Below are 14557 nucleotides of genomic sequence, written 5' to 3' on the forward strand. Positions count from 1 at the left end.
AGCGCAGCGTCGACCTGCAGCGCTGAAATCGCAGGTCAGCCCACCCCGGCATAGGAGTGCAGACCCACCGTGACCAGGTTGATGAAGAACAGGTTGAACACCATCGCGACAAAGCCGACCACGTTGATCCAGGCGGCCTTCTGGTCGCGCCAGCCGGCCGTCGACCGGGCGTGCAGGTAGGCGGCGTAGACCACCCAGGCGACGAACGACACCGTCTCCTTGGGGTCCCAGCCCCAGTACCGGCCCCAGGCCTCCTCGGCCCAGATCGCACCGAAAATGACCCCGAACCCGAACACCGGGAACGCGAAGATCGTGGTTCGGTAGGCGATCCGGTCCAGCGTCGCCGCGTCCGGCAGCCGCTGCACGACCCGCGCCAGTCCCCCGGACCCCGACCCGGATTGGCCCAGCGGCGAGGACTTCAGCAGGAACAGGATGCTGGCCACCCCGGCCACCAGGAACACCCCCGAACCGATGCTGACCACCGACACGTGGATCGGCAGCCAGTAGGACTGCAGGGCGGGCATCACCGGGGCGGCGGTGGCGTAGAGCCAGCGACCCGAAACGGTCAGCAGGATCAGCTCCGGCAGCAGCACGAACACCCACAGCGCCCGGTGCTGCGGGCGGCGCAACACCACCGCGCCGGCCACCAGCCCGGCAAAGCAGGTCAGGTTGATGAACTCGTACATGTTGCCCCACGGCGGGCGCAGCGTGGCGGCCCCGCGCAGCACGATGCATCCCAGCAGCAGGGCGATGCCCAGATAGACCAGGGCCAGACCGGCGCGCCCGGCCCGCTCGTCGAGCGAACGGCCGGGTGCCGGCACGACGACGCCGGGGGTGGCGCTGTCGGCGGCGACGCCGGCGCTGACCAGCTCCTTCTCGGCCGGCCGGCTGCGGGAGTAGGCGAGTTCGACGGCCAGCAGCAGCATGGCGACCACCAGCACCACCAGCGAGGACGTGTACGCCCAGTCGGACAGCCGGGCCAGCGTCGCGTCGACGTGCTGCGTGTTCATGTGACCTCCTGGCTCACGCTGACGCCGGCCAGCAGGCGGGTGGTCAGCCGCTCGAACTCGTCACCCCAGCCGGAGTTGTCGGTGCGGGCCAGCCCGCCCAGCTCGACGTTCACCGTACCCGGATCCGCGCCGCGGACCCGCACCCAGACCCGACGGCGCCGGACCACCAGCGATACCAGCAGCCCGCCCATCATGGTCAGGGCGCAGATCAGCACCCAGATCTGGCCGGGGTCGTGGGAAACCTGCAGGTTGACGAACGGCACCGCGCCGTCGAACCGCACCACGGTGCCGTCGTCGAGGCTGACCTGCTCGCCGGCGGCCAGGTTGGTGCGCTTCACCTTGGTCAGCCGGCCCTGCTCGATGAGCCGCGGGTCCAGGTTGAACAGCGACTGCGGCCGGCCGGTGTCCAGCCCGGTGTCGCCGCGGTAGATGTCGACGGCGACGGCGGGGGCGTTCAGCGCGGGAAAGCTGGACGACAACAAGGTGCCGTCGAGTTGGGCGGTGGGCGCCAGCAGGCCCTGGATCGCGATCTGGTGTGCGCGGCGTTCGCGGGCATCGGGGTAGCGACCGGCCGGCGGGTCGATGCGGGCCACCCCGGAGGACAGCAGGGTCACCGGGCTGTCGGGCCGCCACTGCACCGTCGACGTCCGCGTCTGCCCGCCCGGGAAAACGACGGTGAACGTCGGCGCGTAGCCGTGCCCCTGCAGGTACACCCGCTCGCCCTCGATGCGCAGCGGATGGTTGACCTCCAGCCGATACGGCCGCCACTGGCCGCTGCTGAGATCCGCGCCGGTCTGATAGTCGATATTGGCGGCGAACGAGGTGGCCTGCCCGGACGGCAGGTAGTTGGCGACGAAGTCGTTGACGCGAATGCACATCGGGTGCAGCGAGGTGCCGTCGACGGTGTTGCCGGCGCGGAACGAGTCGAACACCGCCGGGGAGGCCGAGCAGATGCCGGGGCCGCCGTCGGCGATGACGATGACGTTGCCCTCGTAGCCGAACATCTTGCCGGCGGCCACCGCGATGAGCAGACCCAGCAGCGCGAAGTGGAAGACCAGGTTGCCGAATTCGCGCAGGTACCCCTTCTCCGCGGACACCTCGGCGGTGCCGTCCACCGACCGGATCGTGGTGCGCCAGCCGCGCAGCCGGCCGGCCAGGGCCGCGGCGACGGCGTCGGGTTCCCCGGCGAGGCGGGCCTCGGCGTATTTGGGCAGCCGGGACAGGTTGCGCGGCGCGGGCACCGGGGTGGCGCGCAGGCTGCGGGCGTGCTCGAGGGTCCGCGGCGTCAGGCAGCCCACCAGCGAGATGAACAGCAGCACATAGATGGCGGTGAACCAGAAGCTGGAGAACACGTCAAAGCCCTGCAGCCGATCCAGCCACGGCCCGATCACCGGGTGCTCGGCCAGGTATTCGTCGACCTTGCTCGCGTTGAGGTTGCGTTGCGGCAGCAGCGCGCCCGGCACCGCGCCCACGGCCAGCAGGAACAGCAGCACCAGCGCGGTGCCCATCGACGTCAACGACCGCCAGGTGTTGCGCACCTTCCCGGTGAGCAGACGCAAAAGTGCCCCAAAACGGCCCGTTTTGGGCACTTTTGCGTCTGCTCGCGGGGGTGAGGTGACCATCATCAGATCGGCAGCCTCACGTCGGAGACCAGCGCGTCGCGTGCCCACGACACGAACTCGCCCCACAGCCCGGTCAGCAGCGCCACCCCGACCGCGATCAGCAGCACCCCGCCCAGGATCTGGATGGCCCGGGCGTGCCGGCGCAGCCAGCCCAGCCCGGCCACCGCACTGGCCGATCCGAACGCCAGCACCACGAACGGGATGCCCAACCCGAGGCAGTAGGCGATGACCAGTACCACCCCGCGGGCGACGGTCGCCCCGTCGGTCGCCGACGCGACGGCGACCACCCCGGTCAGCGTCGGACCCAGGCACGGCGTCCAGCCCAGCGCGAACACCGCCCCCAGCAGCGGCGCGCCGAGCATGGTCGACATCTGCTGCGGGCTGAACCGGGCCTGGCGCTGCAGTGCCGGGATGAACCCGACGAACACCAGCCCCATCACGATCGTCAACGCTCCCCCGACCCGCTGCAGCAGCACCTGGTTGGTGATCAACGTGGTGGTCATGCCCAGCACCGCGACGGTGCCCGCCACGAACACCGCGGTGAAGCCGGCCACGAACAGCGCCGCGGACCCGGCCACCCGCCACCGCGCCGCGCGCGGGGCCTGCTGTTCGTCGACGCCGACGACCGCGGCCAGATACGACAGGTAGCCGGGCACCAGCGGCACCACACACGGCGAGGCGAACGACACCAGACCGGCCAGCACCGACACCGCCAGCGCCAGCAGCAGTGGACCGGACGCTGCCGTCGTCGCGAAGCCCGTCATTGCGTCCCCGGCGGTGCGGGCGCCTCGGCGGCCAGCCGCTGCAGCAGCGGGCGCAGGTCGTCGGCGAGCAGTTCCCGCAGGAACACCGCCGCGACGCGGTGGCTGCGGTCCAGCACGATGGTGGACGGGATGACCGAGGAGGGGTACTTGCCGCCGAAGGCGATCAGGCTGCGCATCGCCGGGTCATAGATCGACGGGAACGTGACGTGGCGGTCGGTGACGAAATCCTGCGCGGCCTGCTGGTTGTAGTCGCGCACGTCGATGCCCAGGAACGCGACGCCGGTGTTGCGGGTGGCGTCGTAAACCTGTTGGAGTTGGGCGATTTCGGTGCGGCACGGCGCACACCACTGACCCCACACGTTGAGGACGACGACGTCGCCGGGGTAGTCCTCGACCGACCGGGTGACCGCAGGGTCCATCAGGTCGGGTCCGGCGAGCGGTCCCGGACGGCCGCGTTGCGCCGGCGGGTCGTAGTAGATGTCGGTCTTGCCGCCGGGGGCGACGAACTCGAAGGTGCCGCCCTGTGCGACCGCGTCGTCGCCGGTCGAACAGCCCGCGCAGCCGACCAGCAGAGCGGCCAGCGCCGCCCCGAGGACCAGCCACCGACGCATGGTCAGCTGTCTGCCGGCGTGGAGTAATCGACGCCGACGAAGCGGTCGCCGTCATAGATCAGCGAGGTCACCGACGCCACCGCGCACTCGCGGGAGCGGGGGTTGTGCCAGAGCTTTCGGCCGGTCAGATGCAGCCGGGTGGTGTAGACCGGCAGCTGGTGGCTGACGCACACCACTTCGTGGCCGGCGCCGCGGGCACGCGCCTTGTCCACCGCGGTCGCCATCCGGGCCGCGATCTGCGCGTACGGCTCGCCCCACGACGGGGTGAAGACGTTGCGCAGCTGCCACCACACCTTGGGGTCACGCCAGGCGCCGTCGCCGGGCGAAACCCGGCGACCCTCAAAGAAATTGGTCGACTCGATCAGGTCGTCGTCGACATCGACCGGCAGGTCGTGGGCGGCGGCGATCGGGGCGGCGGTCTCCTGGGCGCGCTGCAGCGGCGAGGCGATCACCGCGACGATGTCGCGGCCCGCCAGCGACTCGGCGACGGCCGCGGCCTGCTGACGGCCCTTGTCGGACAGCCGGAATCCGGGCAGTCGGCCGTAGAGGATGCCGTCCGGGTTGTGCACTTCACCGTGGCGCACCAGGTGGATCCGGGTGTGCTCGGCCATCAGGGTTTCTCCTCTCGGGCGGCCGCCGCGGCGGCGGCCGGCAGGGCGGCGGCGATCGCGTCGAACGCCGCGTCGTCGAGCGCCGACGAAACGAACCATGCCTCGAACGCGCTGCACGGCGGATACACGCCGGCGCGCAGCAGGGCATGAAAAAACGCAGGATAACGCCACGTCGCGCTGGCCCGGGCGGTGGCGAAATCGGTGACCGGCTCCTCGGTGAAGAACACCGAGAGCATGTTGCCGGCCCGCGGGATCTGGTGTGGCACACCGGCGGCGGTCAGCGTCTCGGCGAACAGCCCGGCCAGCCGGTCGGCGTTGGCGTCCAGCGCCGCGTACACGCCGGCGTCCGCCGCGCGCAGCGTGGCCAGCCCGGCCGCGGTGGCCACCGGGTTCCCCGACAGGGTGCCGGCCTGATACACCGGACCCAGCGGCGCCAGCCTGGCCATCACCTCGGCGCGCCCGCCGAACGCCGCCGCCGGCAGTCCGCCGCTCATCACCTTGCCGAAGGTGAACAGGTCGGCGTCCACCGGATCGATTCCGTACCAACCGCTTGCGCTGACCCGGAATCCGGTCATCACCTCGTCGAGGATCAGCAGCGCGCCGTGGGCCGCGGTGATTGTGCGCAATGCTGCGTTGAATCCAGCACCCGGGACCACCACACCCATGTTGCCGGGGCTGGCTTCGGTGATGACCGCGGCGATCTGGTCGCCGAGCTGGGTGAAGACCTGCTCGATCGCCTCGAGGTCGTTGTAGGGCAACACGATTGTGTCGGCCGCGCTGGCGCCGGTGACCCCGGGTGTGGACGGCAGGCCCAGGGTGGCCACCCCGGATCCGGCGTCGGCCAGCAGCGCGTCGACGTGGCCGTGATAGCAGCCGGAGAACTTCACGATCTTGGCCCGGCCGGTGAATCCGCGGGCCAACCGGATCGCGCTCATGGTGGCTTCGGTGCCGGAGTTGACCAGCCGCACCTGCTGCACCGGGGCGACCCGGGACACGATCTCGGCGGCCAGCTCGACCTCGGATTCGGTGGGCGCGCCGAACGACAGACCGTGCGCGGCGGCCTGCTGCACCGCCGCCACCACCGCCGGGTGGGCATGGCCGAGGATCATCGGTCCCCACGAGCAGACCAGGTCGACGTAGCGGTTGTCGTCGGCGTCGGTGAGCCAGCAGCCCCGCGCCGAGGCGATGAACCGCGGCGTGCCGCCGACCGCCGAGAAGGCCCGGACCGGGGAATTCACCCCGCCCGGGGTGACGGCGCACGCCTCGTCGAACAGCCGCGCGGAGGCCTGCACGGAGGCCCCGGTGTGACTGGTCTGCATGCCCCCCAGTGTCCCAGCTGCGCAAATCCCGTCGACTACAGGGTGTAGTTCTGGGCTGCGCCCCGCAGTCGGCGCCGAGATCGACGTTTCCGTGCGACCCACTCGCACTTGTTCACGACACCGTCGATCTCGGCGCCGGTGGTGACCCGGCGGGCGCTCGCCCTTGAGATCGGCGGCACCCGACGGGTTGGATGAAGACATGCAACTTCCGCAATGGCTGGCCCGGTTCAACCGGCATGTGACCAATCCGATCCAGCGGCTGTGGGCCGGCTGGGCGCCGACGTTCGGCATCCTCGAGCACGTCGGGCGCCGCTCCGGCACGCCCTACCGCACCCCGCTGACGGTGTTCAGCACCGACGACGGGGTGGCGATCCTGCTCACCTACGGCCCCAACCGGGACTGGCTGAAGAACATCACCGCCGCCGGCGGCGCCCGGATGCGGCGCTACGGCAAGACGCTGGCGTTGACCAATCCGCGGATGGTCACCAAGGCCGAGGCGGCCCGGCATGTCCGCAGCGGCTGGCGGCCGATCTTCGCGCGCCTGCCGTTCGAGAACGCCGTGTTGCTCACCCGGGTCTGATCATGCGGTTCTCCGAGCGGCGCGCCCGGTTCAACCGGGTGGTCACCAACCCGTTGTTCCGCCCGATCTCCGGCTGGATCCCGCTGTGGTCGATCATCGAACACACCGGACGGCGGTCCGGCACGGTGTACCGCACCCCGGTGTCGATGTTCCACACCCCGGACGGGGTGGCGATCCTGCTGGTGTACGGGCCCGACCGCGATTGGCTGAAGAACCTGCAGGCCACCAACAAGGGCCGGGCGATAGTGGGCGGCAAGGCATTTGCGGTCACCGACCCGCGGGTGGTGCCGACCGCCGACGCCGTCGAATTGTTCAAGGCGCCCTGGCGCCAACTGCTCGGGCGCGCCGGGGTCGAGCACACGCTGCTGCTCACCCGCGCCGCGGACTGATGCCCGCCCGTCGACCCCCGGTGTAGCTTGTGCCGGGTGACGGCCGCTGAGTCCTCGCTTGCCTGGTTGCTGGCGCCGGTGACGGTGCAGACGTTCCTCGACCAGCTGTGGGGTGCCGCGCCGCACCACATCAGCCGCGGCCGCCCCGACTACTTCGATCACCTGGTCAGCGGACCGACCGCCGTCGAGCAACTCCTGACCCCGCTGCGTGCGGAGCCGTCCGCGGTACGCCTGGTGAGGGGCGCCGATCACCGGGATCCGGCCGACTACGAGCTGCCCGACGGCACCCTGGATGTGGATCGGGTGCGCGCCGAGCTGGACAACGGCTACACGATCATCCTCAACAACATCGAGCGCTACGTGCGGCCGATGGCGTCGCTGACGCATTCAGTCGAGGTCGAGCTGAACTTCCCGACGCACGTCAACGCCTACATCACCCCGCCGCGATCAACCGGCTTCCTGCCCCACTACGACCACCACGACGTGTTGGTGCTGCACGTCCAGGGCCGAAAAACCTGGCAGTTCTACGGCGACCGCGTCGTTGCGCCGCACGCCATGCAGCGTTTGCACGAGATCGACCCGGCTACGCTGCCGCCGCCGAGCACCCTGGACGTGGCCGCCGGCGACACCTTGTATCTGCCCCGCGGCCGGGTTCATTCGGCCGAGACCACCGGTGAGTCATCGGTTCACCTGACGGTGGGAATCCACGTGCCGACGGTGCTGACGCTGCTGACCCACGCGCTTCATCTGCTCAGCGTGCGTGACGACCGGGTGCACACCCGGTTGCCGGCCCGCCACCTCGACGACGCGGCGGCGCGGGCGAGCCTGGGCCCGCTGCTGCAGGAGGCGCTCGCCGCCGTCGCGAGCCCGGAGGCCATCGCCGAAGGTCTGGGCGCCATGCAGGATCTGCTGGTCCGGCGGGGCCGATGCCCACCGGTCGGCCAGAGTTCGGACACCACCGGCATCGACGCGCAGACGCTGCTCGTCAAACATCAGCCGCTGTACTCGCGGGTGGCCGCCACGGCCGGCGGTGTCGGCCTGCAGTTCGCCCAACTGCTGGTCAGCGCCGGCGCCGACCATGAAGCCGCGATGCGGTTCCTGTCGGCGAGCACCGAGCCGTTCCGGGTGTGCGAGCTCCCCGGACTGTCCGATGCGCAGCGACGCGACCTGGTCCGGTCGCTGATCAGCGCCGGGTTCCTTAAACGCGCGTAGAAACCAGGTCTCGCTTCCGCAGGTGCCGAGAAATATCGCGATATTTGTTTGATCCGCGGTCATCACGAGCGGTACACTTCGGCTGCTAAGCGCTAGCGCAGCCCGGGGGCGTCTAGCGATGCAGTAGGCCCGTGCCGTGGCGGGAATGCACCCGGATTCATCGGAGAGGCATTGGTGATGACGGTGCGAGTTTCCCCGGGGAGTTCGCTGGCAGGTGTCAGGCCATGACCGCACCGCTCTGGATGGCCGCGCCGCCGGAGGTGTATTCGTCGCTGCTGAGCAGCGGCCCGGGCCCCGGACCGCTGTTGGCCGCCGCGGATATGTGGGAGTCGTTGAGCCTGGCCTACACGTCCGCGGTCGACGACCTCAGCGGCCTGCTGGCGGCGGTGCAGGCCGGGACGTGGCAGGGGCCCAGCGCGGAATCGTATGTGGCGGCCAACGTTCCGTATCTTGCCTGGTTGACCCAGGCCGGTGCGGCCAGCACCGCGATGTCCGCTCAGCAGCAGATCGCCGCCGCGGCGTACTCCGCGGCGCTGGCCGCGATGCCGACGCTGGCCGAGTTGGCCGCCAACCACGCCACCCACGCCGTGCTGGAGGCGACGAATTTCTTTGGGATCAACATGATCCCGATCGCCCTCAACGAGGCTGACTATGCCCGGATGTGGGTGCAGGCGGCGACGACGATGACGACCTATCAGACGGTGACCACCGCCGCGGTGGCGGCGTCGCCGGCGGCGTCGACGGCGCCCACGGTGCTCAATCCCAACACCCCGCAGCACCGCGATCACCATCACCGCCCGAGCCAGGGACAGACCCAGGACTTCGGCAACATCTATCAGGAGAGCTGGTGGACGACCCGGATCGCCGAGATCAACGAGGCCATTCAGAACGATCTGTCCGGCGATCCCAGCGGCATCATCACCCGGCTGATCAGCGACCCGGTGCTGATGACCATCGCCCCGCACTATGCCGGTGAGATCGTGCTGGGGATCGCGCCGGCGGTGACGTCGCTGACCGAGACCATGCTGGGCCTGGTGTTCCCCACCTTCCCGGTGGCCGGCCTGGCCGGAGTCGCCGGGCTGGGCGGGATGGCCGGGATCACCCCCGCGCCGTCGGCGCCGGTGGTCGATGTGCCGGCGCCGACCACGTCGGTGGCCGCAGCCCCGATGCACGCCCCGGCACCGCCGGCCGGCGCAGCCGCGGGGGCGCCACCAGCGGCCCCGCCCACCCCGCTGACCCCCGCGGCGACCGCGCCGGGTGTCCCGCTGATGCCGGCGATGACCGGGACGGAAGGGATCGCTTTCCCGTATCTGGTGGACGGCGGCCCGCGGGTCGGCATGGGCGCCGGCATCAACGCGGCGGCGGCGGTGAGCACCCGCCAGCCCGCCGCCGCCAGCACCGCAACCGCCGGTGCCGCCGCCGCACCGGCCGGCCGGCGGCGGCGCCGCCGCGCGAGTGTGGCGGACGCGGGCTACCGCTACGAGTACCTGGACGCCGAACAGCCCGCGGGACCGGGTCTCGGTACCGGCGCTGACGGCCCGCTCGCCTCGGGCAGCGGCGCCGGACCGGTGGGTTTCCCGGGCACGCTTCGGCGCGAGACAGGTTCTGCGGCAACGGGGTTGACCCTGCTGACCGGTAACACCGGCGACGACGGTCCGTCGGTTCCGATGCTGCCCGGCACCTGGAGCGACGCCCAGGGCGACGACGGGGCGCCGGAGGCCTAGCAGCGCCGGGCGATAACCGCGCGCACGGCGCTACGTGGAGGAGCCGGTCGAGCCGGCGGTCCCCGGCTGGCCGGAGCTGCCCGGCGGGACACCGGCCCCGCCGGCACCTGCGGCCCCACCTTTTCCGGCGTCCACTCCGTCGCCGCCGGCGCCGCCATCGCCACCGGTGCCGCCGGGCCCCTGGGTTCCGCCGGTAGCCGCGGCCCCACCGGCCCCGCCGGTGCCCCCGGCACCGCCGTTCGCGGCGGCGTTGCCGTTTCCGGCGTTGCCGCCGTGGCCGCCGGTTCCCCCGGCGCCGCCGTCGGGGTGCCCGGCCGTGCCGGCGCCCCCGGCGCCGCCGGTGCCGCCCACACCGCCGCCACCGCTTTCACCGCTGTTGGGATGGCCGAGCATGCCCTGCCCACCGTCACCGCCGGCACCGCCGTTGCCGGCGACCCCGGTCGGCGATCCGGCTGCCCCGCCGTTGCCACCCGGGCCACCGACCCGGCCGTGGCTGGGGTTGCCGCCGTAGCCGCCGGAGCCGCCGTCGCCGCCGCGGCCTCCGTTGCCGCCGTTGCCGTCGGAACCGGCCAGCGCGTTGCCGCCGTTGCCGCCGTTGCCGCTGAACCCACCCGGCCCGGCGTTACCCGCGAATGCCAGGTTGCCGGCGTTGCCGGCGGCACCGGCATCGCCACCGTTGCCGCCGCTGGGGTGATCCACCGTGCCGGCCCCGCCGTTGCCGCCCCAGCCACCGGATCCGCCCGGCCCGCCGAAACCCGCCACCGCGTCGCCGCCGTCGCCGGCGTTGCCGCCGTGCCCGCCGTCGCCGCCGGCATTGCCCCAGCCGCCGTCACCGCCGTCGCCACCGCGGCCGCCGGCACCGAACACCGAGATGGCGTCCCCGCCCAGTCCGCCGTTGCCGCCGTCACCGGCGGTGCCCGACACGCTGTCCAGCCCGTCGCCGCCCCAGCCGCCGTCGCCGCCGTTGCCCATCAGCGAGCCACCGACCCCGCCGATGCCGCCGTCGGCACCTGCCCCGCCGTCGCCGCCCCAGCCGCCGTTGCCGATCATCTTGGCGTCGCCGCCATCGCCGCCGACCACGCCGGCAGCGATGTTCTCGTCGGTGCCGGCGCCGTAGCCGTTGCCGCCGTCGCCGAACAGCCAGCCGCCGTCGCCGCCGTCCGGGTTGGCCGCAGTGCCGTCGATTCCGTTGCAGATCAGGCCGCACGCGCCGTCAAAGGCGAACAGCGGGTTGATGAGCGGGTCCACCAGGGCGCCGGGTCCTTGAATCCACAGCTCGCCCAGGTCGTGGACGGTGGCGTAGACCTGGTTCTGGAACAGCCCGGCGATGACGACCTCGGCCACCGAAAACCAGGTGTAGATATCGGTCCCGATCTGACCGGGATCCAGCCCATCGGTCGTCGATGCGGCCAGCGTCGCGTCCAGTGCCGCGGCGTCGAAATCGGGCATGCCGGGATCCGCCGCCACCGATACCTGGCTGAGCGCGTCGAAGATCGAGTCCAGTCCGAACAGGTCGTCGATGTCGGCGTGCGCCGCGGGGACCAGTGGAGTCATCCCGAACGCGAAGAACGCCCCGATCGCCGTCGTGCCGGAACCCAGGACGCGGCCGGCTTTGCGGATGTGACTGTTCCTGACCTGACGGCGATCTGACATCCCCACCCCTTCTAAGCCGTGACGAAACCTCGACTGCCGCGTCAGCCTACCTCCGCATTCGCGGATATGGAAAGGTGGCTTACTTCCCCGCCCCGGCGTCGGCCCGCACCGCCATAAGGCGACATGATCCGGCCCTTTGGGTCAGGACGGGGCCGCCGCGCCGCCCCGCCGGGGAAGACTCGTGAATTGCAAATGCGAATGGCGGGCGGCGATACAACCCGCACGTGCTGAGTGTCAGTCGCCGTATTCGATGTGGTGGCGCAGCTGTTCCAGGCCGGCTTCGATGTAGCGGCTGAGGATGCCGCGGGCCAGGATGCCGGTCAGCCGGCCGGTCAGCGCGCCGGCGAACTCGGTGCTGACCGACATGCTGACGGCCGCACCGACGGGGTCCGGGGCGACCTGGATGCGAGCGTTGTGGCGGGTGCCGCGCAGCGAAGTCCACACCAGGGCGTCGCCGGACGGGGCCTCGATGAGCACCTGCCCGCCCACATGGATGGTGCCGACGACGATGAACAGCTCCCAGCGCTGCGACCCGTCGGGATTGTCGGCCAAATGGGAGAACCGGCCGAATCCGCCGATGATCGGCAGGATGACGTCCGGATCGGTCGCCAGCTTCGCGACTTCCTCGACGGGCCGGCGGATCAGGATCGCCCTGCTCGCGGTGCTCATCAGCCGATCACCGGGATCACGGTCTTGGCGGCCAGGCCGGACAGCGCGACCTGCATCACCGAGGTCACGTAGTCGTAGGCCTGATGCCAGTCGGGCTGGTCGCCGAACCGCTCGTGCAGATCGATGGGGGGCAGCACCTGGATGCGGATCTTGGCCGGCAGCGGCAGGTGCGGCAGGTCGCCGGGCAACAGGCCCCACGGAACACTCAGGCTCAACGGCACGGTCTTGACCCGCAGCAGCTTGTCGAACCGCAGCAGCTTGGCGGTGGAGCGACCGTCGTTGAGGACGAAGAAGGTGTCGTGGCCGCCGGTCGCGACCACCGGAACGATCTTGACCCGGTTGGCGTGGGCCAGCCGCAAAAAGCCCATCCGGCCGTCGAACACGATCCGGTGCCGGTCCCGCCACGGCCGCAACGCCTCGACGTCGCCGCCCGGGTAGACGAGGACGTTGGCGCCGCTGCGCAGCAACTCGGCGGCCGCCGTCGGACCCGCCTGCACCATGCCGAACTTGCGGGCCATGTCGCCGATCACCGGCATCCGGGCGACCATCTCGTGGGCCAGCGCGACCAGCGGACGACCCTCCACGGTGAAGTAGGTGTGGTAGCCCAGGGTGAAGACGAACGTGTCCGGGGTGTTGGATCCGCCACTGTGGTTGCCCACGAACAGCACCGGTTCATCGGGGACGTTCTCGAGACCGTGGACCTCGGCCCGGAAGTAGACCCGCGCGGCCAGCCAGAACCGCGGCAGCATCTGCCGGATGAACTCGGGATCGCGGTCGGCCAGACCGGCCGGTGCCGGGCTGATGTCGTCCTGGGGTCGCGTTACCAACGTACGCACACCTTTCTGCACCGCGGCCGCCCTGAGCAGCCTGTCCTGATTTTGCGGTAGACGGGCGCGTGGTGTGCGAAGTTCGCGGATTCGTACCGCGATCGGGGCAGCTAGACGGCTACGGCGCGCAGCGCGGCCGGCAGGCTGGGCAGGAAGTGCTCGGTGGCGAAGGCGCGTACTTCCTCGGCGGTGTCCAACGGGCGGCGGGTGGGCAGCAGCAGCGCAACGGCTGCATACCGCAGGATGGTGTCGGCGAGCTCGTCGACGGCCTCGCTGCCGATCCGTTCGGCGAATCCGCTGGGGAAGATCACCCGCAGCGCCGCCGCCATCCGGCCCACGGCCGCCGCCCAATGCTGGTGCGCCAGCTCCAGCATCAGCCCGGGCTCCTCGGCGAGCATTCGGGTCAGCACCCGATGCTGACGAAACCGCATGATCGCGCAGGTGAATGCTTCGACGTAGTAATTCGATTGCGGCCGACGGTTTTTCAACTCCTCGGCGATGTCGGCGAACAGTACCGCGTTCTCCCGGTCGATGACGGCGGCGACCAGCTCGTCGCGGCCGGCGAATCGCCGGTAGATGGTGGTGCGACTGACCTTGGCGCGGCGGGCCACCTCGTCGAGCGCCACCCGGCGGAACCCATGGCGCTGGAACTCGACGACGGCGGCGTCGAGGATGGCGCTGGTGACGGCGTCAGCCGCGGGCGTATCCGGCACGGGCAAACTTGTTGTAACGCAGTCGCATCGGTAGATGATCCCACAGCCAGTTGACCGGCCTGGACCGCCACACCGCCGCCAACCGTTCGTAGCGTCGCTGCTGGCGGGCGCTCCACGGCAGGTTCAGCAGCGTGCGCGCACGCGGCGGCAGCCCACCCGTGGTCAAGAATGCGGCGAGCGGATTGAACACCGGGGCGACCAGCCGCCATGCCACCGGTGAGACCCCGTTGGGGCGTGGAAAGCCTTTCGTCACATAGCCCACGCCGTAGGTCGCGGTCCGGTGCGCCACCAGCACCTCGTCGAGCATCCGGTTCCAGTAGGCCTCGAACGCGTCGTAGTCGGCCGGCATGATGCGATCGCTGACCCCGTACCGGCGATACCAGGTCTTGGACTCCAGGTAGATCTGCTCGCGCTCGGCGCGGGTGAGCCGCTTGACGAAGGTGTCAGCGAAGTAGAGCACCTGGTCGACGAAGGTGGCGTGCGCCCAGAAGTAGGTGTCGGGGTCCAGTGCGTGATAGCGGCTGCCGTCCGGCATGTCGCCCTTGATGTTGACGTGGAAGTCGCGCACCCGCAGGCCCGGATGCTCGTCGTCGGAGCCGTACACCGTCATGAAGATCGGCGGCAGCGAACGCTTGATCCGCGCGGCGGTGTCGGAGAAGAACACCGAGTGGTCCAGGACGCCCTGACCGAGTTCGGCCAGCATGTTCTCCAGCACTCCGGGACGCGGCCCGATCAAGAACATCCGGTTGTCGCCGAAGTAGCGCCACACCAGCGACTCCGGACCCAACGGCAGCGCGTCAACCGCCTGATCCGCCCCGATCAATTCAGTCATGCAGAACAGTGTTACATATTT

The 14557-nt window shown here is 70.7% G+C and carries 15 protein-coding genes; 4 read left to right on the forward strand and 11 right to left on the reverse strand.

The annotated features are described in order from the left end of the window. Positions 1-35: 35 nt before the first annotated feature. The 6 genes from ccsB to hemL all read right to left on the reverse strand — a co-directional run bounded on the left by ccsB (position 36) and on the right by hemL (position 5937). Positions 36-1010 carry a c-type cytochrome biogenesis protein CcsB gene (ccsB, locus tag AC5Y36_RS23105; protein ID WP_500043301.1) on the reverse strand — a complete coding sequence of 325 codons (975 nt, stop codon included), beginning with the start codon at positions 1008-1010 and terminating at the stop codon, positions 36-38. Further along, the gene (locus tag AC5Y36_RS23110) at positions 1007-2518 is read right to left on the reverse strand and encodes a cytochrome c biogenesis protein ResB (RefSeq protein WP_500043329.1); all 1512 of its coding nucleotides are present in this window, start codon (positions 2516-2518) and stop codon (positions 1007-1009) included. The genes ccsB and AC5Y36_RS23110 overlap by 4 nt, the downstream gene beginning before the upstream one ends. 116 nt (positions 2519-2634) lie before the next feature. Further along, positions 2635-3396: a cytochrome c biogenesis CcdA family protein gene (locus AC5Y36_RS23115; protein ID WP_500043302.1), complete on the reverse strand. Its 762-nt coding sequence runs from the start codon at positions 3394-3396 to the stop codon at positions 2635-2637. Next, entirely contained in the window at positions 3393-4007 is a 615-nt protein-coding gene (locus AC5Y36_RS23120) for a TlpA family protein disulfide reductase (protein ID WP_500043303.1), read from the reverse strand. Before AC5Y36_RS23120 ends, AC5Y36_RS23115 begins: the two co-directional genes overlap by 4 nt. Positions 4008-4009: 2 nt before the next feature. Continuing rightward, on the reverse strand, positions 4010-4618 hold the full coding sequence (locus AC5Y36_RS23125) for a histidine phosphatase family protein (RefSeq protein WP_500043304.1): 609 nt from the start codon (positions 4616-4618) through the stop codon (positions 4010-4012). Beyond that, positions 4618-5937 (reverse strand): glutamate-1-semialdehyde 2,1-aminomutase, encoded by a 1320-nt coding sequence (gene hemL, locus AC5Y36_RS23130; RefSeq protein ID WP_500043305.1) that lies wholly within the window; start codon positions 5935-5937, stop codon positions 4618-4620. The genes AC5Y36_RS23125 and hemL overlap by 1 nt, the downstream gene beginning before the upstream one ends. 199 nt (positions 5938-6136) lie before the next feature. On the opposite strand from hemL, the gene AC5Y36_RS23135 reads away from it, so the two are divergent. From AC5Y36_RS23135 to AC5Y36_RS23150, 4 genes are all read left to right on the forward strand, one after another. Then, a complete protein-coding gene (locus AC5Y36_RS23135; protein WP_500043306.1) occupies positions 6137-6517 on the forward strand; it encodes a nitroreductase family deazaflavin-dependent oxidoreductase in 381 nt (126 codons plus the stop codon). 2 nt (positions 6518-6519) lie between these two features. After that, entirely contained in the window at positions 6520-6906 is a 387-nt protein-coding gene (locus tag AC5Y36_RS23140) for a nitroreductase family deazaflavin-dependent oxidoreductase (RefSeq protein ID WP_500043307.1), read from the forward strand. A gap of 36 nt (positions 6907-6942) precedes the next feature. Next, positions 6943-8118, forward strand: a complete 1176-nt coding sequence (locus AC5Y36_RS23145; protein WP_500043308.1) for a JmjC domain-containing protein — start codon at positions 6943-6945, stop codon at positions 8116-8118. Between the two features lie 224 nt (positions 8119-8342). Further along, positions 8343-9842 (forward strand): PPE family protein, encoded by a 1500-nt coding sequence (locus tag AC5Y36_RS23150; protein WP_500043309.1) that lies wholly within the window; start codon positions 8343-8345, stop codon positions 9840-9842. A 30-nt stretch (positions 9843-9872) separates the two neighbouring features. On the opposite strand, the gene AC5Y36_RS23155 is transcribed toward AC5Y36_RS23150, so the two are convergent. The 5 genes from AC5Y36_RS23155 to AC5Y36_RS23175 form a co-directional block, all read right to left on the reverse strand. Beyond that, positions 9873-11495, reverse strand: coding sequence for a PGRS repeat-containing protein (locus AC5Y36_RS23155; RefSeq protein WP_500043310.1), 1623 nt, complete (start codon positions 11493-11495; stop codon positions 9873-9875). Between the two features lie 234 nt (positions 11496-11729). Beyond that, complete coding sequence (locus AC5Y36_RS23160; RefSeq protein WP_500043311.1) at positions 11730-12164, reverse strand: SRPBCC family protein; 435 nt, start codon at positions 12162-12164, stop codon at positions 11730-11732. Continuing rightward, positions 12164-12991 (reverse strand): lysophospholipid acyltransferase family protein, encoded by an 828-nt coding sequence (locus AC5Y36_RS23165; RefSeq protein ID WP_500043312.1) that lies wholly within the window; start codon positions 12989-12991, stop codon positions 12164-12166. Before AC5Y36_RS23165 ends, AC5Y36_RS23160 begins: the two co-directional genes overlap by 1 nt. A 110-nt stretch (positions 12992-13101) precedes the next feature. Further along, positions 13102-13704, reverse strand: a complete 603-nt coding sequence (locus tag AC5Y36_RS23170; protein ID WP_500043313.1) for a TetR/AcrR family transcriptional regulator — start codon at positions 13702-13704, stop codon at positions 13102-13104. Next, positions 13682-14536 carry an oxygenase MpaB family protein gene (locus AC5Y36_RS23175; protein WP_500043314.1) on the reverse strand — a complete coding sequence of 285 codons (855 nt, stop codon included), beginning with the start codon at positions 14534-14536 and terminating at the stop codon, positions 13682-13684. Before AC5Y36_RS23175 ends, AC5Y36_RS23170 begins: the two co-directional genes overlap by 23 nt. Positions 14537-14557 lie beyond the last annotated feature (21 nt).

The organism is Mycobacterium sp. NGS50 (assembly GCF_059812545.1).

What these genes read in the sequence shown, in the direction of transcription:
- AC5Y36_RS23135 (WP_500043306.1), top strand. Translation starts at nt 6,137, where the DNA reads ATGCAACTTCCGCAATGGCTGGCCCGGTTCAACCGGCATGTGACCAAT.
- AC5Y36_RS23110 (WP_500043329.1), bottom strand. Translation starts at nt 2,518, where the DNA reads ATGGGCACCGCGCTGGTGCTGCTGTTCCTGCTGGCCGTGGGCGCGGTG.
- AC5Y36_RS23160 (WP_500043311.1), bottom strand. Translation starts at nt 12,164, where the DNA reads ATGAGCACCGCGAGCAGGGCGATCCTGATCCGCCGGCCCGTCGAGGAA.
- AC5Y36_RS23115 (WP_500043302.1), bottom strand. Translation starts at nt 3,396, where the DNA reads ATGACGGGCTTCGCGACGACGGCAGCGTCCGGTCCACTGCTGCTGGCG.
- ccsB (WP_500043301.1), bottom strand. Translation starts at nt 1,010, where the DNA reads ATGAACACGCAGCACGTCGACGCGACGCTGGCCCGGCTGTCCGACTGG.
- hemL (WP_500043305.1), bottom strand. Translation starts at nt 5,937, where the DNA reads ATGCAGACCAGTCACACCGGGGCCTCCGTGCAGGCCTCCGCGCGGCTG.
- AC5Y36_RS23155 (WP_500043310.1), bottom strand. Translation starts at nt 11,495, where the DNA reads ATGTCAGATCGCCGTCAGGTCAGGAACAGTCACATCCGCAAAGCCGGC.
- AC5Y36_RS23175 (WP_500043314.1), bottom strand. Translation starts at nt 14,536, where the DNA reads ATGACTGAATTGATCGGGGCGGATCAGGCGGTTGACGCGCTGCCGTTG.
- AC5Y36_RS23150 (WP_500043309.1), top strand. Translation starts at nt 8,343, where the DNA reads ATGACCGCACCGCTCTGGATGGCCGCGCCGCCGGAGGTGTATTCGTCG.
- AC5Y36_RS23140 (WP_500043307.1), top strand. Translation starts at nt 6,520, where the DNA reads ATGCGGTTCTCCGAGCGGCGCGCCCGGTTCAACCGGGTGGTCACCAAC.
- AC5Y36_RS23120 (WP_500043303.1), bottom strand. Translation starts at nt 4,007, where the DNA reads ATGCGTCGGTGGCTGGTCCTCGGGGCGGCGCTGGCCGCTCTGCTGGTC.
- AC5Y36_RS23125 (WP_500043304.1), bottom strand. Translation starts at nt 4,618, where the DNA reads ATGGCCGAGCACACCCGGATCCACCTGGTGCGCCACGGTGAAGTGCAC.